This window comes from Herbaspirillum sp. GW821-FHT09A12 (assembly GCF_059418325.1).
The window spans coordinates 630,488-651,045 of sequence record NZ_JBWKPR010000002.1 but is presented as its reverse complement, the minus strand read 5'-3'; the positions used below and the strand labels follow the sequence as shown (position 1 = coordinate 651,045).

Genomic DNA, 20,558 nt, shown 5'->3' with positions numbered 1-20,558 from the left:
TAGATGGGCGGCGGACAGCAAGTCCGCGCTGCGTTCCTGATGGCTCATGATTGATAGTCCGGTTCACGTTTGTCGAGCAGCCGGCGCAGCGCCTCGAAATGCAGCTGGCAGGCCGGTTTGCCGGCGCTGTCGCCGCCATTGTGCAAGGCGGTATTGCGGATTTGGTCCTGCACCTTGGTCACCTGGGCCGGCGTCAGCGAGCGGGTGGGGCGGCCGGTCCAGAGCGCGTGGATGTGGACGCGGGCATAGCGCTCCAGCGAATACAGGCGGTCATAGGCCTCGGCCACGGTGCGCCCGGTCACCAGCACGCCGTGATGCGCCATGAACAGGATGCTCTTGTCACCCAGTACCCTGGCCAGCCGTTCGCCTTCGCTGGGCTCGCGCGCCAGGCCGTCGTAATGCTCGTCATAGGCGATCTGGTCGATGAGCAGCGCCTCGGTCTGGCCCAGCGGCTGCAGGCGTTGGTCTTGCAGCCTCACCAATGCGCTGGTGTAGGCCATGTGGGTGTGCAGGATCACCGCATGGTTGGGATGGGCGGCGTGGATCGGGGCATGGATGCAGTAGGCGGAACGCTGCAGAATGCCCTCGCCCTCCAGTATCCGGCCGTCGAAGCCGACGGTCAGCAGTTCGCTGGCGCGCACTTCGCTCCAGTGCAGGCCGAACGGCGGCACATAGAAGCGGTCGTCGTGGCCCGGCACGGTGGCGCTCAGGTGGTTGTAGATACCTTCGGTCAGGTCATGCCAGACCGCCAGCCGATGGGCTGCGGCCAAGTCCTCGCGGACGGACTTGGCGCGGCTGGAGAGTTCGGTGCCTATGATTGTCATCGGGATGGAATGGAGTGGAAGCCGGATCACCGGGCGGATTGTTTTTTCAGGCGGGGATTGAAATAGTCATTCAAGCCATTGCCCAGCAACATGAAGCTGATTACGGTGATGAAGATCGCCGCACCGGGCAGGGCCGTCATGTACCAGGCGGTACGCAGGGTCGAACGGCCCATGCCGATCATGCTGCCCCAGGAAATCACGCTGGGGTCGCCCAGGCCGAGGAAGGACAACGAGGCTTCGGTCAGGATGGCGTTGGCCATCAGGACCGAGGTCGCCACCACTACCGGCGCCAGGCTGTTGGGCAAGACATGCCGCAGGATGATGCGGCGCCCCGGCAAGCCGATGGTGCGGGCCGCCGTCACATATTCCGCATTGCGCACCCGCATCGCCTCGGCGCGCACCAGGCGGGCGATCTGGGGCCAGGCGGTGACGCCGATGGCGAAGATGATGCTGGCGATGGAGGGTTCCAGGATCACCACCAGCACGATCGAGAACAAAAAGCTGGGCAAGGTCTGGAACATCTCGGTGGCGCGCATCAGCGCTTCATCGACCCAGCCGCCGCAGTAACCTGCGACCACGCCGATGGCGATACCGATGGTGACAGACAGCAGCGCGGCAAAAAAGCCCACCGCCAGCGATACGCCGGCCGAGTGAACCAGGCCGGAGGCCATGTCGCGCCCCATCATGTCGGTACCGAGGAAATGCCCGGGCGTGCCCGGCCACAAGTTGGCCGCGGCCACGATATCGAGCGGGTCGCGCGGGTACAGCCAATTGGCCAGCAGCGCCGCTGCCAGCATCGCGCCCAGGAGCAGTGCGCCCACCAGCAAGGGGCGGGAGCCGCCCAGCGGGCGCACCAGGCGTTGCAGCCGGTTCATTGGCGGGGTCATGTGCGGCCTCCTGCGATGCGCGGATCGAGAAATGCATAGAGGATGTCGACCATCAGGTTCATCAGCACCACCAGCAGCGAACTGAACAGGAACACGCCCAGCAGCAGGTTGATGTCACGCTGGAACACCGCGTCGAAGGCCAGCCGGCCCAGGCCGGGCCAGGAGAAGATGGTCTCGGTCACGATCGAGCCGCCCAGGAGCGAAGCCAGTTGCAGGCCGGTCAGGGTGACCACCGGCAGCAACGCATTGCGCAGCACATGGCGCAGCGATACGCGCAGCTCCGACAAGCCCTTGGCGCGCGCGGTGCGCACGAAGTCCAGGCCATACACTTCCAGCATCGCCGAGCGGGTGATGCGCACATAGATCGACAGGTAGAAGAAGGCCAGCGTCGAGGCCGGCAATATCAAGTGCTTGCCCCGTTCCAGCAACCCGTCGAGGCTGGTGGCCGGCGGTCCGCCGATGCTGCTCATGCCCGCCGACGGCAGCCAGCGCAGGTGGATCGAAAACACCACGATCAGCACCAGGCCGGCCCAGAACACCGGCGTGGCGAAACCGATGGTGGAAAACGCCGAAATCGCCTCATCCAGCCAGCTGCCGCGATAGCGTGCCGACAGTACTCCCAAGGTAATGCCGCCGATGGCGGCGATCAGGATGCTGCTGAGCATGAGCAGCATGGTCGGTCCTACGCGTGTGGCGATCAGGTCGGCGACCGGCATGCCGTGGCGGAACGAGTAGCCGAGATCCAGGTGCAGCAGGTTGCGCAGGTAATTGATGAAGACGGTGCTGGCGGGCAGGTCCAGGCTGAACTGGCTGCGCAGCTCGGCCATGTATTCCGGCGTGGCCGAACCGGATTCGCCGGCCATGACATCGGCCATGTCGCCCGGCGCCAGCCGCAGCAGCACATAGGTGGCCAGCACGATCAGCAGCACGATCGGTATCAGTTGCAGCAAGCGCCGACCGATATAGTTGATAAGCGATGAAGACATTGGGGCCTGGTTCGGAAGGGCGTTCAGATCACAGGGCCGGCGCCGCCATGCACGGGGACGATGGCCCCCACCACGTAGCTGGCCCGCGGGCTGGCCAGGAACAGCGCCACTTCGGCGACTTCTTCCGGACGCCCATAGCGGCCCAGCGGAATGGCCGACTGGCCTTCGGCCAGCGCCTGTTCGCGGCTGATGCCGCGCCGTTCGGATTCGAGCTGGAGCGCCTGCTCGATGCGCCCGGTCAGGGTGAAGCCCGGGTTGATGCCATTGATGCGAATGCCCAGCGCCGCGTAGTGCGCGGCCAGGCCGACGGTGGCCAGCATCAGCGCGGCGTTGGCGGCGCCGCCGGCGAGGTGGGTGCTGGTGGGCTGCTTGCCGCCGGTGCCGATGATGTTGACGATGGCGCCGATTTCCTCACCGGCCGCGCGGCGGCCGGCAGCCCGCGCGGCCAGGCGTTGCAACACGAAGTGCTGCACATGCAGGCTGGGATAGAACTTGGCATCGAAGGTCTGCTGCCACAATACCGGCGTCAGGTTTTCCGGTTCGTGGCGTTTGGCCGCGCCGGCGCTGTTGACCAGCAGGTCGATCGGGCCCAGGGCGCTTTCCAGGGTATCGATTGCGGACTCGCTCCCGGCGGCATCCAGCAGGTCCGCGGCCACGCCGTGGACGTCCAGCCCTTCGGCGGCCAGGCTGCGGCGGGCGGCGTCCACATTGTCCTGTGAACGGGAGATGATCCCTACGCGCGCGCCTTCCTGCGCGAAACGGCGCGCCACGGCCAGTCCGATTCCCTTGCTGCCGCCGGTGACCAGGGCCACGCGGCCTGCGAGTTCTTTCGCCATGATTTGGAGTCCTTCTTTTCAGTGGTGGAGTCAGCGGTCCAGCCAGACGTTTTTCAGCGACGACAGCGCGGCGTCAGGCGCCTTGCCCAGGCCGTGCACGGCCTTGTTGTAAACCGTGAAGTTAGCCTGCTCGATCAACGGGATCACCGGCAGGTCGGTTTCCGCCAGGCGCTGGAACTGATGGAACAGCTCGATGCGCTTCTTGGCGTTGGGCTCGACCTGGATCGATTCGATCAGCTTGTCGAACCTGGGATTGGAATAGCCGGAAGCGTTGGTCCAGGCCACGCCCGGCGCGATGGATTTGGTCCAGTAATGGCGGAAGCTGCCCACTTCCGGGTCCAGGGTCGGTACCCAACGACCGGTGTTGATATCGAAATCGTGGTCGGTGTAGACCGCCTTCAGGTGGCCGGCGATATCGCGGTTGCGGATATCCACTTCAATGCCCACGCGCTTCAAGGCCTGGCGGATGAATTCGGCATTGTTCTTGAAGGCTTCATGGAAGTTCTGATATTCCTGGCGCAATCTGAAGCGCACGCCGTCGGCCTTGCGCGGATAGCCGGCTTCGTCGAGCAGCTTCTCGGCCTTGGCCGTATCGAAGTTGTATTGCGGCACGCCGTCGACGGTATAGAAAGCCTTCAGGCTGGATGGGATCGGCCCGGTGGCGGGCTTGCCCAGGCCATACCAGACGGTATTGATCAGCGCTTGCTTATCGATCGCATGGGCGATGGCCTGGCGCACCTTGAGGTTTTGCAGGATGGGATTGCGCAGGTTGAACTCCAGGAACACGAACGCCGACTGCCAGGCATAGCCATCCAGGCTGACCGCCAGGTTGGGGAGGGCGGCGATGCGCTTCACATCCGACAGCGGGACCTGGTCGAACGGCGCGTATTGCGCATCGCCCGTTTCCAGCGCCGCCGCCCGCGAACTGGCATCGGGGATCACGCGAAAGACCAGGCGGTCGAGATAAGGCTTGCCCGTATCCCAGTAATCCGGATTGCGTTCGAGCACGATGTACTGGCCCTTTTGCCATTCCTTGAAACGGAAGGGGCCGGTGCCGACCGGCTTGAGGTTGTATGGGTTCTTCAGGATATCGGTGCCCTGGTACAGATGGCGCGGCAGTATCTGGCCCTCGTTGGCATTGAGGGAGCTGAAGATCACCAGGGATGGATGCGACAGACGGAACACCGCGGTGTATTTGTCCGGCGTGTCTACCGCCTGGATCGCGGCGAAGGTGTTGCGCCCGCGCGGATGGATCTTCTTCCAGATTTCCAGCGCGCTGAACTGCACATCGGCGGAAGTGAATTCCTGGCCGTCATGCCATTTCACGCCCTGGCGCAATTTGAAGGTGACGGTCTTGCCATCGTCGGAGATGTTCCAGCTGGTGGCCAGGCTGGGCTGCGGCCGCTGTTGTTCATCGAAGGTGATCAGGCCGTCGAACACATTGGTCGCGACCACGCCGATGGGGAAACTGGTGTTGAAGGCATTGGTGAGCACCGGCGGCTCGGGCTGCACGATGGCTTGCAGCGTGCCGCCATGCCTTGCCTGCGCCTGAACCTGGGCCTGGCCTGGCACAGGCAACAGGAATGACAGGCTGCCCAGCAGCGGCAGGGCGACCAGATGCTTGAGGAGAAAGCTGCGTGGCACGCGAATCGACATCTTTTTGCTCCATGAAAGTCCATCGTGGTGGACGTAATGGGGCGGATGATAACGATTCATCAAACGACCAAAAACTAATGTTTACATACATGCTTATGCGCTTGACATTCTTAGGCTGGAATCGCCCGGTGGCGCGGCCCGGCGGCTAGTTGCTTATTCTCATAAGCTAAATCGTTCTAACAATAAGTAACTTCGCGCAATTAATGTAATTTGCTAATTCAAAAAGCCAGCTTGTATTCGTATTTCAGGCTATGGCAGCATATGAACCGTTTCACAGGAACTTAATTTCTGGCTTTCCAGATAACGCAGCTGGCGGCAATCGCAAAGCCGCTTCACCCACCTGACATGTCCCTTTCCGACGACTCCCTGATGATCCCTCATAGCACCGAAGAACGCGACCGGCCGACCGTACGCGAAGTGGCGCAACTGGCCGGCGTGTCGATCGGTACGGTATCGCGCGTGGTCAATGAGATACCGAACGTCAGTCCGGCGGTACGCGCCAAGGTGAGGGAGGCTATCGGCATTCTCGGCTGGAAGCCCAGCACGGTGGCGCGGAACATGCGTGGCCAGGCATCGCGCATGATCGGTTTCATTTTTTCGGATCTGGAAAACCCGCTGTACGCCTCGATGATCAAGGGCGCGGAAGATGTGCTGACCCAGGCCGGCTACCTGTTGATCGTCGGCAGCAGCAATGACCGGCCGGAACAGGAATGCAGCCTGATCGAACTGTTCGACCAACGCCAGGCCGATGGCCTGATCTTCACCATCACCGACGAACGCCATGCCGCGGTGCTCGACAGCCTGGCGCGGGCACGCTTCCCGGTGGTCATGCTGGAGCGCGATGTCAATGTGGCGACCGCCGGCGCCGTCACCGCCAATCACTACGAAGGCACCTTGTCGGCCACGCGCCACCTGCTGGACCTGGGCCATCTGCGGATTGCCCTGGTTTCCGGCGGACGCCACAACCGCGTCGGCCGCGACCGCCTGCGCGGTTTCACCGATGCCTATCGCGAGCGCGGCCTGACGCCGTCTCCCAGCCTGCTGCGCATAGACGAGCGGATTGCGGAAGATGCCTTCGGCTTGCGCCAGACGCAGATACTGCTGTCGCTGCCCGAACCGCCTACCGCGATCCTCGCGCTGGGGCGCCATCTGTTGCGTGGCGTGCTGTCCGCTTGCCGCGCGCGCGGTGTGCGCATCCCGCAAGACCTGTCCCTGATCACCACCAACGATAGCGAGCTGGCCGAACTGGTGCAGCCGGCGGTGACGGTCATTCGCTACTCGGCTTACGAGCTGGGACGTGAAGCGGCGCTGTTGTTGCTGCAACGCCTGCAGCGGCGCGATGACTGGCATTTCAGCAGCATCCAGGTACCGACGGAACTGGTGCTGCGCCAATCCTGTGCGCGCATCTGACCCTGTACTGCCATTTTCCATGGCGGCCTGGCCGCCCGTGACCGAAAGACGCCCATGCCTACCGCACCACATCCGCTGCTCAAGATCGACCATCTCAATATCCACTTCGGCGCCAAGCAGGTGGTGCACGAAGTTTCCTTCGACGTCCAACCAGGAGAGAAGCTGGCCCTGGTCGGCGAATCCGGTTCCGGCAAGAGCGTCATCGCACTGAGCACGCTCAAGCTGATTCCCGGCGCCACCTTGTCCGGTGGAATCAGTTTCGACGGCGCAGACCTGGCGCACTTGCCGGAGCGGGACCTGGTGGCGGTGCGTGGGCGCGGCGTCGCCGTCATCTTCCAGGAACCCATGACGGCGCTCAACCCGCTCTATACGGTGGGGGAGCAGATCGCCGAGGTCTATCGCGTCAAGCATCGCCTGGACGCGCGCAGCGCCTGGGCCAAGGCGGTCGAACGCCTGGCCGAGACAGACATTCCCGAGCCGTCGCGCCGCGCCCGCGCTTATCCGCACCAACTGTCCGGCGGCCAGCGCCAGCGCGCGATGATCGCCATGGCGCTGGCCAGCGAGCCGCGCCTGCTGATCGCGGACGAACCGACGACCGCGCTCGATGTCAGCCTGCGGCTGCAGATCCTCGACTTGCTGGATCAACTGCAGAAATCCCGCGGCATGGCCGTGCTGATGATCACCCATGACCTCAACCTGGTGCGCCGCTTTGCCGATCGCGTGGTGGTGCTGCAGCACGGGCGGGTCGTGGAGCAGGGCGCCGTCAGCCGGGTGTTGCGCCATCCGCAGCATCCATACACCCGCAAGCTGCTGGACAGCAGGCCGGTGCGCGCGCTGGCCGCTGACGATGGAAGCGGTGTTGAAAAAAAACAGGTCTTGCGCGCACGGCAGGTGCAAGTCGATTACCGCGTCCCCGCCAGTTCCTTGCGCGAGCTGTTGGGCCAGCGTTATTTCACCGCCGTGCGCGACGTCTCGTTCGAGCTCGCGCCGGGACGCACGCTGGGCATCATCGGCGAATCGGGATCGGGCAAATCCACCCTGGCGCAGGCGGTGCTTGGCCTGTTGCAGGCCAAGGGCGAAATGACGGTATGCGGCTCCAACTGGGGCGCCGCCAAGGCAGCCGGCTTTGAGGCGCAGAAGGCGTTGCGGCGCCGGATCCAGGTGGTATTCCAGGATCCTTATGCATCCTTGAGTCCGCGCCTGACCGTGCGGCGTATCGTCGGCGAAGCGCTGGCCTTCCATGAGCCCGAGCTCGACGCCGGCCAGCATAAGCAGCGGATACTGGAGATGCTGGCGGCTGTCGGGCTGGGCGAAGAACAGTTCCCGGGCTTGCTGGAACGGCATCCGCATGAATTCTCGGGCGGCCAGCGCCAGCGCATCGCCATCGCGCGCGCACTGATCACGCGCCCCGACGTGCTGGTGCTCGACGAGCCGACCAGTGCGCTTGACGTCACCATCCAGAAACAGGTGCTGACGTTGCTGCAGACGCTGCAAAAGGAGCACGGCCTGAGTTACTTCCTGATTACCCACGACATGGACGTGATCCACGCGATGGCGCATGAGGTCATCGTGATGAAGGATGGCGCGATTGTCGAACACGGCCAGGCAGAGGAGGTGCTGGGCGCTCCGCGCCACCCTTATACCCGCGCGCTGATCGCTGCCGCGGGGCTGGCGCCGGAACCGGCGGCTGAGGCGCAGGCCGCATGAAATGAGTTAACCTGCAACAGATTCGAATCATCTACGGCAGTGTCATCTCCCCCCCTAAGTGTCCCCTAAGTTTACGCGGGTAGCGTTATATCGTAGGAGCTCCAGGCGATTTTGCTTTTATCGGATTGCGCCTGCAGGGCTCTATGCTGAAGCGGTCCTATCCAACAATGGAGTTCTTTTCAGGGGGAAGTAATGAACGTCAACGCAATCACGTCACGGTCCGCAGCAACGGAAACTCAAGACGCCACTGCAACAGCGGCGCCCAAATCGGCACAAGCCATTAACAAGGAGGGCGCCACGACATCTTCCCCGGCTACGGGCTCCGCGAAAACCGATACGGTGACGATCAGCGCCGCCGGCAAGGCGGCATTGGCCGAGGCCACCGAGACTGCGGCACAAACGGCAAAAGAAGCACAAAACGGCGACCGCCAGGCGATGAAGCTGATTGCCAAACAAGCGCAGGATCACGCCCGGCATTAAGTTGCCCGTCGCAGGGCAATGGAGTGCGGTGCGGAAAATTCGCTTGCGCCGGTGATATGTCGTTGCAAGCATGAAAAACCCTGCTGCGAATGAGTTCGTAGCAGGGCGTACCTGAATTTTTGGTGCGCGGGGGGTCGTTCTGTTTGTTGCAGAGTTCTTTCTTCGCGCGCGTCGCGGTGTCAATCGACACGATAGCGGCGCAGCTTGTCCCAATCCATTTCTGGAGACGCACGGCCGGCTCTCAGTGGCGAGTCGATCCCGCCTTGCCGATCACGTCCGTTAGAACGGCAATGGCGTCCAACACGATCTTTGACTTGGGTGATGCGCGGCGCGTATCACCGTGAGCGCTCGGGCGAGGATGTCGCAAGTTCCCTGGCCAGCTCACGGAAGCGGCGCGACGTTGCCATTTCGAAGTCCGGGTGATACGCGATGGCCAGGCCGATGGCATTGCTCTCCTTTAATCCCGATATCTCGCGAAACGCAATGCTGCGCGAAGGATGGCGCCTGACGATGGAGGGCACCAGGGCCACCCCCAGGCCGCTCTCGACCATGCACAGCAAAGTCTCCACCTGCACCGCTTCCTGCGTTACCTTCGGCACGAAGCCGGCCTCCTGGAACAGCAGCATGGTGACCGCATGCAGGCCCGGAATATTGCTCCTGGTGTATTGGATAAAGGACTCGTCCTTGAAGTCCTGGAGACTGAGTCGGGACTTCCTGGCCAGCCGATGCTCGGCGGGCAGCGCGGCGACGAAGTGATCCTGTTCCACCGTCTCGTACCGGACCACGCTCTTCCAGGCCAAGGGCACTCGCACAATGCCGAGATCGAGATCGTTGTTTTCGATGGCCTGGACGATCAGGGCATTTTTTTCTTCTTCCAGTGCGATGGTGACATCGGGATACTGGCTGCGGAATTTCGGCAAAAGGCGCGGCAAGAGCGAATACTTTGCCGACCCCACGAAGCCGATGCGGATATGGCCGGAGAGGCCAAGCGCGGCCGAGCGCGCCACCCGTGTCACCTCGCCGGCGTGGAAGAGCGACTTTCTTGCATCCTCCAGCACCGCCTGCCCGGCATCGGTCAGGAAGACCTTGTGCTTGTTGCGGTTGAACAAGGCGACGCCGATCTCGTCTTCCAGTTTCTTGATCGATACCGACAACGGCGGCTGGGACATGAAGAGCCGTTCGGCGGCCTCCCGGAAGTTCAGGGTTTCAGCCAAGACGACGAATTGCTGGAGCTGGCGCAAATCCATGGTGATATCTATTTCGTATCAGGAATTAAGAAAATAATACTTCAAATCCATCCCGGAGGATGACACCATCGGCACAAATAAAAATTTGAATACGTGAACATCAGGAGACCAGAATGCAGAAAGCAGCAGCCCCAGCAGCAGCGGCAAAGTTCGCGGCCAGCGAAAACCCCACCCATGAACGGTATTGGCTGGCATTGATCCTGATGCTGGTGGTGGTGTTTTCCTATATCGACCGCGTCAATGTCTCGATCCTCATCGTCGACAACGCTTTCCTGAACGACATGGGCATTACCGGCCAGGCGCTGCAAAAGGGCATGCTGATGTCGGTGTTCCTGGTTGCCTACAGCTTCGGCAATGTGTTGCTCAGCCCGCTGGGCGACGTGCTCGGCCCGCGCAAGGGGATGATGCTCTCCATCGTCGTCTGGGGCATCTCGCTGGTCATCGGCGGGCTGGCGCCGACCTTCATGATGATGCTGTTTTCCCGCGTGCTGCTGGGCCTGGGCGAGGGCATGCATTTCCCGATGCAGAGCAAGTTCATCAAGTGCTGGTTCCCGGTCACCGAGCGCGGCAAGGCCAATGCCGCCTGGAACACCGGCCTGGCCATCGCGCCGGCCATCGCCATGCCCTTGTTCACCTGGCTCATTGCGCTGGCCGGCTGGCGCGAGAGCTTCTTCGTGCTGACCGTGATGGGCCTGATCCCGCTGTTCCTGCTGTGGAAGTTCACCGCCGACACGCCGCGCCACAGCAAGCGGATCAATGAAGCCGAACTGGCCCACATCGAGAATGGCCTGGTCGGCGACACGGTGGCGGCGGACGATGACGCCGGCTTCATCGGCAAGTTCAAGTCCTTTACCAGCAACTACCGCTTCTGGCTGATCGTGGTCTATTACATGGCGCATGCATCGGTGCTGTGGGGCACCATGTCGTGGGTGCCGTCCTACCTCAAGACGGCGCGCGGGTTCTCGTGGGAGGCCATGGGCATGCTGTCGTCGCTGCCGTGGATTCTCGGCGTGGGCACCAAGATCCTCTCCGGCTACCTGTGCGACAAGATGAAGCGGCGCGCGCCCTTGCTGGTATTTGCGATGATCGGCGTGAGCATGGGCATCTACTTCGGCGTGAACATCGAAGACAACCTGACCTCGGCGCTGGTGCTGGGCTTTGGCATCGGCTGTATCGGCCTGGGCGGCCCGGCGGCGTGGACCCTGTTGCAGGACATCGTGCCCAGCAAGGGCATCTCGTCGGCGGCCGGCATGATGAATGGCATGGGCAATGTGTTTTCCTCGATCGCACCGATTGCCATCGGCTATCTCATCAGCCTCACCGGCAGCTACTCGACCGGGCTCTATTACATCATCGGCTGCTGCGTCATGGGCGGCATCGCAACCCTGATTTTGACGATCAAGAAGAATTGATGCAGTAACGGCGCCGCCGCCGGGCGCCATCGACCACCCGCAAACCAAGGCAGATTCCTCAGGCAACGCCCCTCGACTCGAGCGGGCGGCAGGGACTGCTTTGCCCGCGACACCGCAGCAGCGCGACTCCCGCAGTGCATGTGCCGTATTTACCTAGCCAGTCATGGACAATGAAATGAACGACTCGTCAGCCGATCTTCTCTGGAACAACTTCGAACGGGCGTTTCGACCGCAGTCGGTCGCCATCCTCGGCGCCTCCAACGATGCCACCCGGATCTCCGGCCGCGCCCTGCACTACATGAAGAAGGCCGGCTATCCGGGCCGCATCTATCCGGTCAACCCGAGCCGCGAGACGGTGCAGGATCTCAAGGCTTATCCCTCGCTGGCGGCGGTGCCGGAAGTGCCCGACATGGTCCTGATCTGCATCGCCGCCGAAAAGGTCAAGGATGCGGTCAGGGAATGCGTCGCCAAGGGCGCGGGCGCCGCCGTCATCTACGCGTCGGGTTTTGCCGAGACCGGTGAAGAGGGGAAACGGCTGCAACAGGAAATCCGCGCGATTGCCGATGCCGCAGGCTTGCGCGTGTTCGGCCCCAATTGCCTGGGTCTGCTGTCCACCCGCAACGGATTCATCGGCACCTTCAGCAGCGCCTTCGACGACGGCTTCGTCAGCAACGGCAATGTCGCCGTGGTCAGCCAGAGCGGCGCCTATGGCGGCCATCTGGCCTATCTCTGCCGCGAACGCAATGTCGGCATCGGCTATTGGGTCTCGACCGGCAACGAACTCAATACCGATGTCGCCGATTGCATCAAATGGCTGGCTTGCCAGGATGACGTGTCGGTTATCATGGCCTTCGCCGAGGGGATCCGCGACGGCGCCAAGTTCATCGACGCCCTGCGCACCGCGCACGCGCGCCGCAAGGCCATCATCTTCGGCAAGGTCGGCGGCTCCGAGGCGGGTTCGGTGGCGGCCGCATCGCACACGGCATCGCTGGCCGGGTCCGACGCGGTATACGACGCCGTCTTCCGCCAGTACGGCGTCTATCGCGCCCGTACCACGGAAGAGCACGTCGACCTGGCTTATGCCTGCAGCCGCGGCGTCTATCCGCTGGACCGGCGCCTGGGCATCATTACCGTGTCGGGCGGTTTCGGCATCCAGTTATGCGACGCCGCCGACCGTTATGGACTTGAGGTTGCGCCGCTGCCCGTCGCATCGCAAGAAAAACTCAAGACGATCAATCCTTTCGGCGGCGCGGGCAACCCCTGCGACACCACCGCCGGCGTGCTCAACGACATGAGCATCATCAGCAAGACTTTCCGCGTCATGTACGAGGAGGGCGGCTACGGCAGCGTGATCGGTTCCTTCACCATGCTGCCGGCCTCGCCCACCTACGGCGCCCGCATGTGCGACGCCATCCAGGCCGGCACCGCCGACTACAAGGGGCGGCCGACGCTGCTGTGCATGGCGGCCGGCCGCGATGTCATCCGCTCTTATGAAGAAGCCGGCTTCCTGGTCTATTCCGATTCCGACCGCGCCGCATTGGCAGTCTCGGCATTGGCCTACCTGAAGGAGGGCTTCGACAAGAAGATCGAGGTGCCGGCGGTAGACGCCGCGCTGCGCCGCGAGATCGGCACGCAAATGCTGTCCGAGGCGGCGGCCCAGCGCCTGCTGGCCGGCGCCGGCTTGCCGTTCCTGCCGTCGCAAGTGGTGTGCGGCGCCGAGGCCGCCGTTGCGGCCGCAAAAGAGACCGGCTATCCCGTGGTCATGAAGATCGTCTCGCCCGACATCCAGCACAAGACCGAGATCGGCGGCGTGATCCTCAATGTCGACAGCGATGAGGCCTGCCGCAATGCCTACCAGACCCTGATCGAGCGCGCCGGCACCCGGGCCCCGCATGCCCATATCGAAGGTGTGCTGGTGGCGCCGATGGCTCCCAAGGGGATCGAGACCATCATGGGCGTGAACCGCGACGCGGTGTTCGGCCCGGTGGTGATGTTCGGCCTGGGCGGCATCTTCACCGAGCTGTTCGAGGACGTGACTTTCCGCATTGCCCCGTTCGGCGCAGACGAAGCACGCCGGATGATCGAGGAAACCAGGGGATATGCGCTGCTCAAGGGTTTCCGCGGCAAACCGGCCGCCGATATCGATGCGCTGGCGAAAACCTTGGCGCAGCTGTCCCAGTTCGCCGCGGCCAATGCCGACCTGGTCAGTTCCATCGACCTCAATCCGGTGGTGGCGCTGGAGGCCGGCAAGGGCGTGTTTGCGCTGGATGCGGTCATCGTTCCCGGAGCGCGTTGATGGCGATCGACTACGAGCGCCTGCTCAATCGCCGGTTCGCGCCGCTGGAACACAGTTATTGCGCACGCGACACGATGCTGTACGCACTGGGTATCGGGCTGGGCGCGGATCCGCTGGACCAGGGCCAACTGGCCTTCGTCTACGAAGAGCGCCTGAAGGTATTCCCGACCATGCCGGTGATCCTGGGCTATCCCGGTTTCTGGGCGCGCGACCCCGATGCCGGCATCGACTGGCGCCGGCTGGTGCATGCCGAACAGGGGATCGAGCTGCACGCTCCGCTGGCGCCAGAGGGCCGCGTCATCGGCCGCAACCGGATTTCGGCCCTGTATGACAAGGGGCGGGAGAAGGGCGCCTTGCTGTGCCAGGAACGGCAAGTGAGCGATGCGGCCAGTGGCGAACTGCTCGCCACCATCCACCAGGTTTCCATGCTGCGCGGCGACGGCGGATTCGGCGGGCCGGCCGACATACCCCCACCGCCACCGCCGCATGCCATGCCCGCGCGTGGCGCCGACATGGTTTGCGACCTGCCGACGCTACCGCAGGCGGCCCTGCTGTATCGCCTCAACGGCGACTTCAACCCCCTGCATGCCGATCCGGCAGTGGCCGCCGGCGCCGGTTTCCAGCGCCCCATCCTGCACGGCCTGTGCACCATGGGCGTGGCCTGCCATGCGGCGCTGCGCGGCATGTTGCAGTACCGCGCCGAGCGCATCCGCGCCATGCGCGTGCGCTTTACCGGCGCGGTGCTGCCCGGCGATACCCTGCGTACCGAATTGTGGCTGGACGGTGACGTCATTTCCTTCCGCACGACCGCGCTGGAACGCAGCGTGGTGGTTCTGAACGCGGGAAAGATCACGCTCGCCGGCGACGGCGCGGCAACACACTGAATTTAACTCACCGAATTTATCTGGGAGAAACAACATGGATCTGGGATTGCAAGACAAGGTCGCCATCGTCACCGGCTCGGCACGCGGCCTGGGCGCCGCCACGGCGCGCCGGCTGGCGCAGGAGGGAATGCGCGTGGTGATTACCGATATTTCGGCAGACGCGGCGCATGCCACTTCCGCCAGGCTCAACGAGGAAGGGCTCGGCACGATCTGCATCCCGGCCGATATCACCAAGTCGGCCGAGGTCAACAAGCTGGTGGAGGGCGCCATCGAGGCATTCGGCGGCATCCACGTACTGGTCAACAATGCCGGCTTCCCGCGCGACAATTACCTGGCAAAAATGAGCGAGGAAGACTGGGACCTGGTCATCGAGGTTGCGCTCAAGGGCACCTTCCTGACCTGCAAGGCAGTCATGCCCCACCTGATGGAGCAGAAGTGGGGCCGCATCATCAACATTTCCTCGCGCGCCTATTTCGGCAACCCGGGGCAGGCCAACTACTCGGCGGCCAAGGCCGGCGTGCTGGGCCTGACCCGCGCCCTGAGCCTGGAAGACGGTCGCTTCAACATCACCGTCAATGCGGTCGCCCCCGGCTTCATGGAAACCGAAGCCATCAAGTCCCTGCCCAGCTATGAACTGATCAAGGAACGCGCCATCAAGTCCACGCCGATTCCGCGCGCCGGCCAGCCGGAAGATATCGCCAATGCGGTCGCCTTCCTGGCCTCCGAATGCGCCAGCTTCATCACCGGCGAAACCTTGCATGTGACCGGCGGCCGTTACGGCTGAGCGAGGGCGCAACGTCATATGAACTTCGATCATTTCAGCGCCTGGATCGGCCGCGCCGAAAGCGCCAGCGATATGCCGGCCGCGTCGCCGCTCAAGGCCCTGGCCGCGACCCTGGATCATGCCCAGCCGCCCTGGCCAGAGCGATTTTTGCCGCCGCTGGGCCACTGGCTCTATTTCTTGCCGCGGGCGTTGCAGGGCGATATTGCGGAGGACGGCCATCCCAAGCGCGGCGGCTTTCTGCCGCCTGTGCCTTTGCCCCGGCGCATGTGGGCCGGCAGCAAGATTCATTTCCATGCGCCGGCCAGCGTAGAGATCGCGCTGGAGCGCACATCGCGGATTGCGGCAGTTGAACACCGTTCGGGGAAATCGGGCGAGCTGGTGTTTGTTACCGTCGAGCATGAGATCTTCCAGCAGGGCAGCCTCGTTATCAGCGAAAGCCAGGACATCGTCTACCGCGAAGCACTGGCGGCAGCGCCGGCACAGTCCGCCGCCGCGCGCGGCCAGAGCGGGGCGGGCGAGCAGCGCCGGGCCGATTGGAGCCGCACCGTCCGGCCCGATCCTGTATTGCTATTCCGCTTTTCGGCCCTGACATTCAATGGCCACCGGATTCACTACGATCGCCCGTACGCCACAGGGATCGAGCATTACCCGGGGCTGGTGGTCCATGGGCCGCTGACCGCGACCTTGTTGATGGACCTGTTCCTGGTCAACAACCCCGGGGCGCAGGTGGCATCGTGCGTCATCCGCGGTCAGCAGCCGCTGTTCGACACTGGCGACTTCACGCTGTGCGGAGCGGCCACGCCGGATGGCGCTGAACTGTGGGCGCTGACCCCGGGCGGGCAAAGCGCCATGTCGGTGAAGGTGGTGCTGCGATGAGCGCGGTATTGGCAGGCGCCTCATGGCGTTCATTGTTGTTCATTCCGGCCGACCGGCCGCGCATCATCGAGAAGGCCCATACACGCGGGGCCGATGCGCTGATCCTGGACCTGGAAGATGCCGTGCCTGACGCGGCCAAGCCGGCTGCGCGGGAGCAATTGCCGGCGGTCATCGCGCGCCTGAAGGCACACGGCGCCACCTTGCTGGTGCGCATCAACCAGGAACACGCATGGGTCGAGTCCGACTTGCAGGCAGCCGTCCGGCCCGGTGTCGATGGCATCGTGGTACCCAAGGTGGAAGATGCCGGCCGGCTCGCTGCGCTGGCAAGCGCCATTGAGTGCCTGGAGCGGCAGCGCGACATGCCGGCCGGTGGTGTCGGCTTGCTGGCGTTGGTGGAGTCGCCCGCCGCGCTGTTTCATTTGCCGGCGATCTGTGCGGCGCCACGGCTCCTGGGGATCGCGCTCGGCAGTGAAGATTTCTCTCGCGAGCTTGGCGCCGCTCCCTCACCGCATTCGCTGACCTTGCCCTGCCAGTGGCTGGCGCTGGCTGCCGCCGCCGCAGGCATCCGCGCGTTCGGATTGCCGGATTCGCTGGCCAATTTTCAAGACCTCGACAAATACGGCGCGACAGCGCGCACGGCGCAAGCCATGGGCTTGCGTGGTGCGTTATGCATCCACCCCGCACAAGTGGCCGTCGTCAATGCCGCCTTCTCGCCGTCGGCGCAGGAAGTCGCCTGGGCGGTCGCCGTGATGGCCGCCTGGGAAAACGCACGCGCAGCCGGCGCCGGCGTGGTCTCGCTGGACGGCGCAATGATCGACAAACCGGTGGTGGAGCGCGCCCGGCGCATCCTCGACCATCTTCCCGTCACCACTGACTGAGAGAACACGATGAGTACAGATGCAGTCTTGTGCAGCATCAGCGAAGGCATTGCCACCCTCACGCTGAACAATCCCCCGATGAATGTGGTGACCCTGGGCTTGACCGGGGCCCTGGGCCAGGCACTCGACCGGCTCGCCGAAGACGACGCGGTACGTGCGGTGATCCTGACTGGTTCAGGGACACGGGCGTTTTGCGCCGGTTCGGATGTCGGCGAATTTGCCGACATGATGGCGCCGGGCCAGATCGTGCCGAAGAAGTTGCAACGGCAAAACGAAGTTTTCTTCCAACTGGATCGGTTTCCCAAGCCCACCATCGCCGCCATCAATGGCCTGGCTTATGGCGGCGGCCTGGAAATCGCCCTGTGTTGCGACCTGATCGTGGCCGAGCAGCGTAGCCGGCTGGCCTTGCCCGAAATCAAACTTGGCGTATTTCCCAGCAGCGGCGGCACTTTTCGCGCGGCGCGCCGCATCGGGGAGGGCCGCGCCAAGGAAATGATTTTCCTGGGCGAGCCCATCGATGCCCAGACCGCATTGGCCTGGGGCCTGATCAACCGCGTGGCGGCCGACGGCGACAGCCTTGGCGTCGCGCAAGCGCTGGCGCAGACCCTGGCGCAGCGTCCGCGCATGGCCTTGCGCCTGGCCAAGTCGATCATCGACCTGGCGTTCGAGGTGACGGAGGAAGAGGCCTTGAAAGCCTCCTTCGCCGCCAGCGACCAGGCCTTCAGTTCCGCCGAAAGCCTGGAAGGCGTGCGCGCCTTCCGGGCCAAGGAAACCCCCGACTTCAGCAAGATCTGATTCATTTATCCAGGAGTATCCATGCGACGCGCAGCGATTGTTTCCCCCATGCGAACTGCCATCGGCGCCTTCGGCGGCAGCCTGCAAAAGGTGGCTACCGAAGACCTCGGCGCGGCCGTGATCAAGGCGGTGCTGGCCAAGGCCGGGCTCGATCCGGATTTGATCGAAGACGTGGTCTTTGCCCAGTCCTTCCCCAATGGCGAGACGCCATGCACGGGGCGTTACCTGGCCCTGCACGCGGGCCTGCCCCTGCAATCGGGCGGCATGCAGCTGGATCGCCGTTGCGGCAGCGGCCTGCAAGCCGTGATCTCGGCAGCCATGATGGTGCAGACCGGCGCCGCCGATGTGGTGCTGGCCGGCGGCATCGAAAGCATGAGCAATGTCGAGTACTACACCACCAGCATGCGCTGGGGCAGCAAGGCCGGCTCGGTGAAATTGCACGACCGGCTGGAGCGCGGCCGCGAACGGGCGCAGCCGGAGCACCGCTTCGGCTTCATTTCCGGCATGCCGGAAACGGCCGAGACGCTGGCGCGCGAATATGGCATCACCCGTGAAGCATCCGATGCCTATGCGCTGCGCAGTCACCAACGGGCGGCCGCTGCCTGGGAGTCCGGGAAGTTCGAGGAAGAGGTCGTGCCGGTGGCGATCCCGCAACGCAAGGGCGAGCCGATCGTCTTTGACCGCGATGAAGGCATCCGCGGCAACGCCACCCTGGAATCCTTGTCGCAACTGCGCCCGCTCATCAAGGGCGGAACCGTCACGCCCGGCAATTGCTGCCAGCAAAACGATGCCGCTGCCGCCTGCCTGATCGTGGCTGAAGACAAGCTCGAAGCACTGGGCCTGGAGCCGATGGCCTACTTGCACAGCTGGGCCGTGGCCGGCTGCGACCCGGCGCGCATGGGCATCGGCCCGGTGCCGGCCATCGACAAGCTTTTGCGGCGCACCGGCTTGTCCCTGAAAGAGATGGGCCTGGTGGAAATCAACGAAGCCTTCGCCTGCCAGGTATTGGCGGTCTTGAAAGGCCTGGACTGGCATGACCAGGACATCCTCAACGTCAACGGTTCCGGCATTTCGCTGGGACACCCGGTGGGCGCGACAGGCGTGCGGATCATGACCTCGTTGCTGCACGAGATGTCGCGCCGCCAGGTGCGCTACGGTCTTGAAACCATGTGCATCGGCGGCGGCCAGGGGCTGGCCGCCGTCTTCGAGCGCGCCTGAATCTTCGGCATTATCCGGTCAACGTATCAAGGGCAAACATGAACGCGCCTCTCCAGGGACTCCGCATTGTTGAAATTTCCGCCTTCGTGGCCGCGCCGCTGGCCGGCATGACGCTGGCCCAGCTAGGCGCCGAAGTCATCCGCATCGATCCGATCGGCGGCAACATCGACATCAACCGCTGGCCGCTGGCGCCAAACGGCAACAGCATCTACTGGGCCAGCCTGAACAAGGCCAAGAAGTCGGTTTCGCTGGCGCTCGATACGCCGGAAGGCCAAGCCCTGGCCCGGGACATCATCTGCGACCCGGCGCCCAACGGCGGCATCGTGCTGACCAACCTGCCGCCCAAGGGCTGGATGAGCTACGCCCAGTTGTGCCAGCAGCGGCCCGACCTGATCATGATGCGCCTGACCGGCAACCACGACGGTTCGGCAGCGGTCGACTACACCGTCAACTGCGCCAGCGGCTTTCCGATTGCCACCGGCGAGTCGCCGCAACCGGTGAACCACGTCCTGCCGGCCTGGGATGTGGCGGCGGGCTTGTACCTGGCATTGGGTATCGTCGCGGCGGAACGGGTCCGCCGGCTGGAAGGGCGCGGTCAGGAGATCACCCTGGCCTTGTCCGATGTGATGCTCGCCACTGTCGGCAATCTCGGCTATATCGGCGACGTGATGATCAACGGCGCCTCGCGCGAGCCGATCGGCAACCATCTCTACGGCGCCTTCGGCCGCGACTTCAAGACCGCCGATGGCCGCCGCGTCATGCTGGCCGCCATCTCGAACCGGCAGTGGCGCGCCATCGGCCGTGCGACCGGCTTGGCCGGGAAGCTGGCCATGATCGGCGCGCTCATGGAGGTGGATCTCGATACCGAAGGAGGACTGTTCCATGCGCGCGACGCCATTTGCGCGGTGCTGGCGCCGTGGTTCGCGGCGCGCACAATGGAACAGGTCAAGGCCGCGCTGGATGGATCCGGTGTGTTGTGGGGGCCGTATCAGGATTTCAGGCAACTGGTGGAGGAAGATCCTCGCTGCTCGCTGGCCAATCCGATCTTCGGCGCCATCGAGCAAGCCGGAATAGGGCGCCTGCTGGCCCCCAGGGGACCGCTCTCGTTCTCCGCCAGCGAGACGCCGGCGGTGCGCCAGGCGCCTGTGCTGGGCAAGGATACCGGGGAAACACTGAAGCAGATCCTGAAATTGACGGATGACCAGCTCGGGCAGCTGGCGGCAAGAAAAGTTCTCGCGTGAACAGGTAATGCCGTTCAGTTAGGCACGGAACGGCATTTTTTCGGAACCTGGAAACCCGTTCGGACTGAGTAGCTGCGCCAGCAACGTATCGAAGACGCGCCATTGTCGGCGTACCTCCTTCGACAAGCTCAGGTGAGCCTT

General features: G+C 63.9%; 18 protein-coding genes. 12 read left to right on the top strand and 6 right to left on the bottom strand.

The genetic code is table 11. From position 1 onward, the window contains the following. Positions 1–44 precede the first annotated feature (44 nt). Genes AC07N6_RS08015 through AC07N6_RS07995 form a run of 5 tightly spaced genes read right to left on the bottom strand, consistent with a single transcriptional unit; the run spans position 45 to position 5,189 of the window. Positions 45–824, bottom strand: a complete 780-nt coding sequence (locus AC07N6_RS08015) for a class II aldolase/adducin family protein (RefSeq protein ID WP_494779782.1) — start codon at positions 822–824, stop codon at positions 45–47. Positions 825–850: 26 nt separating this feature from the next. Next, positions 851–1,711: an ABC transporter permease gene (locus AC07N6_RS08010; RefSeq protein ID WP_494779781.1), complete on the bottom strand. Its 861-nt coding sequence runs from the start codon at positions 1,709–1,711 to the stop codon at positions 851–853. After that, positions 1,708–2,697 (bottom strand): ABC transporter permease, encoded by a 990-nt coding sequence (locus AC07N6_RS08005; protein WP_494779780.1) that lies wholly within the window; start codon positions 2,695–2,697, stop codon positions 1,708–1,710. Before AC07N6_RS08005 ends, AC07N6_RS08010 begins: the two co-directional genes overlap by 4 nt. A gap of 23 nt (positions 2,698–2,720) precedes the next feature. Continuing rightward, a complete protein-coding gene (locus AC07N6_RS08000; RefSeq protein ID WP_494779779.1) occupies positions 2,721–3,533 on the bottom strand; it encodes an SDR family NAD(P)-dependent oxidoreductase in 813 nt (270 codons plus the stop codon). A gap of 30 nt (positions 3,534–3,563) precedes the next feature. After that, the gene (locus AC07N6_RS07995; RefSeq protein WP_494779778.1) at positions 3,564–5,189 is read right to left on the bottom strand and encodes an ABC transporter substrate-binding protein; all 1,626 of its coding nucleotides are present in this window, start codon (positions 5,187–5,189) and stop codon (positions 3,564–3,566) included. A 345-nt stretch (positions 5,190–5,534) separates the two neighbouring features. Here AC07N6_RS07995 and AC07N6_RS07990 point away from each other — a divergent pair, with 345 nt between their 5' ends. From AC07N6_RS07990 to AC07N6_RS07980, 3 genes are all read left to right on the top strand, one after another. Then, the gene (locus tag AC07N6_RS07990; protein ID WP_494779777.1) at positions 5,535–6,599 is read left to right on the top strand and encodes a LacI family DNA-binding transcriptional regulator; all 1,065 of its coding nucleotides are present in this window, start codon (positions 5,535–5,537) and stop codon (positions 6,597–6,599) included. A 54-nt stretch (positions 6,600–6,653) separates the two neighbouring features. Then, a complete protein-coding gene (locus tag AC07N6_RS07985; RefSeq protein ID WP_494779776.1) occupies positions 6,654–8,306 on the top strand; it encodes an ABC transporter ATP-binding protein in 1,653 nt (550 codons plus the stop codon). A 192-nt stretch (positions 8,307–8,498) separates the two neighbouring features. Further along, complete coding sequence (locus AC07N6_RS07980; RefSeq protein WP_494779775.1) at positions 8,499–8,786, top strand: hypothetical protein; 288 nt, start codon at positions 8,499–8,501, stop codon at positions 8,784–8,786. Positions 8,787–9,121: 335 nt separating this feature from the next. Here AC07N6_RS07980 and AC07N6_RS07975 read toward each other — a convergent pair whose 3' ends face one another. Further along, on the bottom strand, positions 9,122–10,033 hold the full coding sequence (locus AC07N6_RS07975; RefSeq protein ID WP_494779774.1) for a LysR family transcriptional regulator: 912 nt from the start codon (positions 10,031–10,033) through the stop codon (positions 9,122–9,124). A gap of 113 nt (positions 10,034–10,146) precedes the next feature. On the opposite strand from AC07N6_RS07975, the gene AC07N6_RS07970 reads away from it, so the two are divergent. The 9 genes from AC07N6_RS07970 (at position 10,147) to AC07N6_RS07930 (ending at position 20,417) form a co-directional block, all read left to right on the top strand. After that, positions 10,147–11,445, top strand: coding sequence for an MFS transporter (locus AC07N6_RS07970; protein WP_494779773.1), 1,299 nt, complete (start codon positions 10,147–10,149; stop codon positions 11,443–11,445). Between the two features lie 175 nt (positions 11,446–11,620). After that, positions 11,621–13,741 (top strand): acetate--CoA ligase family protein, encoded by a 2,121-nt coding sequence (locus AC07N6_RS07965; protein ID WP_494779772.1) that lies wholly within the window; start codon positions 11,621–11,623, stop codon positions 13,739–13,741. After that, a complete protein-coding gene (locus tag AC07N6_RS07960) occupies positions 13,741–14,625 on the top strand; it encodes a MaoC/PaaZ C-terminal domain-containing protein (protein ID WP_494779771.1) in 885 nt (294 codons plus the stop codon). The genes AC07N6_RS07965 and AC07N6_RS07960 overlap by 1 nt, the downstream gene beginning before the upstream one ends. A 34-nt stretch (positions 14,626–14,659) precedes the next feature. Beyond that, positions 14,660–15,409, top strand: coding sequence for an SDR family oxidoreductase (locus AC07N6_RS07955; RefSeq protein ID WP_494779770.1), 750 nt, complete (start codon positions 14,660–14,662; stop codon positions 15,407–15,409). A gap of 18 nt (positions 15,410–15,427) precedes the next feature. Further along, positions 15,428–16,285, top strand: a complete 858-nt coding sequence (locus AC07N6_RS07950; RefSeq protein ID WP_494779769.1) for an HTD2 family dehydratase — start codon at positions 15,428–15,430, stop codon at positions 16,283–16,285. After that, a complete protein-coding gene (locus AC07N6_RS07945) occupies positions 16,282–17,163 on the top strand; it encodes an HpcH/HpaI aldolase/citrate lyase family protein (RefSeq protein WP_494779768.1) in 882 nt (293 codons plus the stop codon). The genes AC07N6_RS07950 and AC07N6_RS07945 overlap by 4 nt, the downstream gene beginning before the upstream one ends. Before the next feature lie 9 nt (positions 17,164–17,172). Continuing rightward, positions 17,173–17,958, top strand: a complete 786-nt coding sequence (locus AC07N6_RS07940; protein WP_494779767.1) for an enoyl-CoA hydratase/isomerase family protein — start codon at positions 17,173–17,175, stop codon at positions 17,956–17,958. 21 nt (positions 17,959–17,979) lie between these two features. Beyond that, positions 17,980–19,176, top strand: a complete 1,197-nt coding sequence (locus AC07N6_RS07935) for an acetyl-CoA C-acetyltransferase (RefSeq protein WP_494779766.1) — start codon at positions 17,980–17,982, stop codon at positions 19,174–19,176. A gap of 38 nt (positions 19,177–19,214) precedes the next feature. Continuing rightward, positions 19,215–20,417 (top strand): CoA transferase, encoded by a 1,203-nt coding sequence (locus AC07N6_RS07930; protein WP_494779765.1) that lies wholly within the window; start codon positions 19,215–19,217, stop codon positions 20,415–20,417. Positions 20,418–20,558 lie beyond the last annotated feature (141 nt).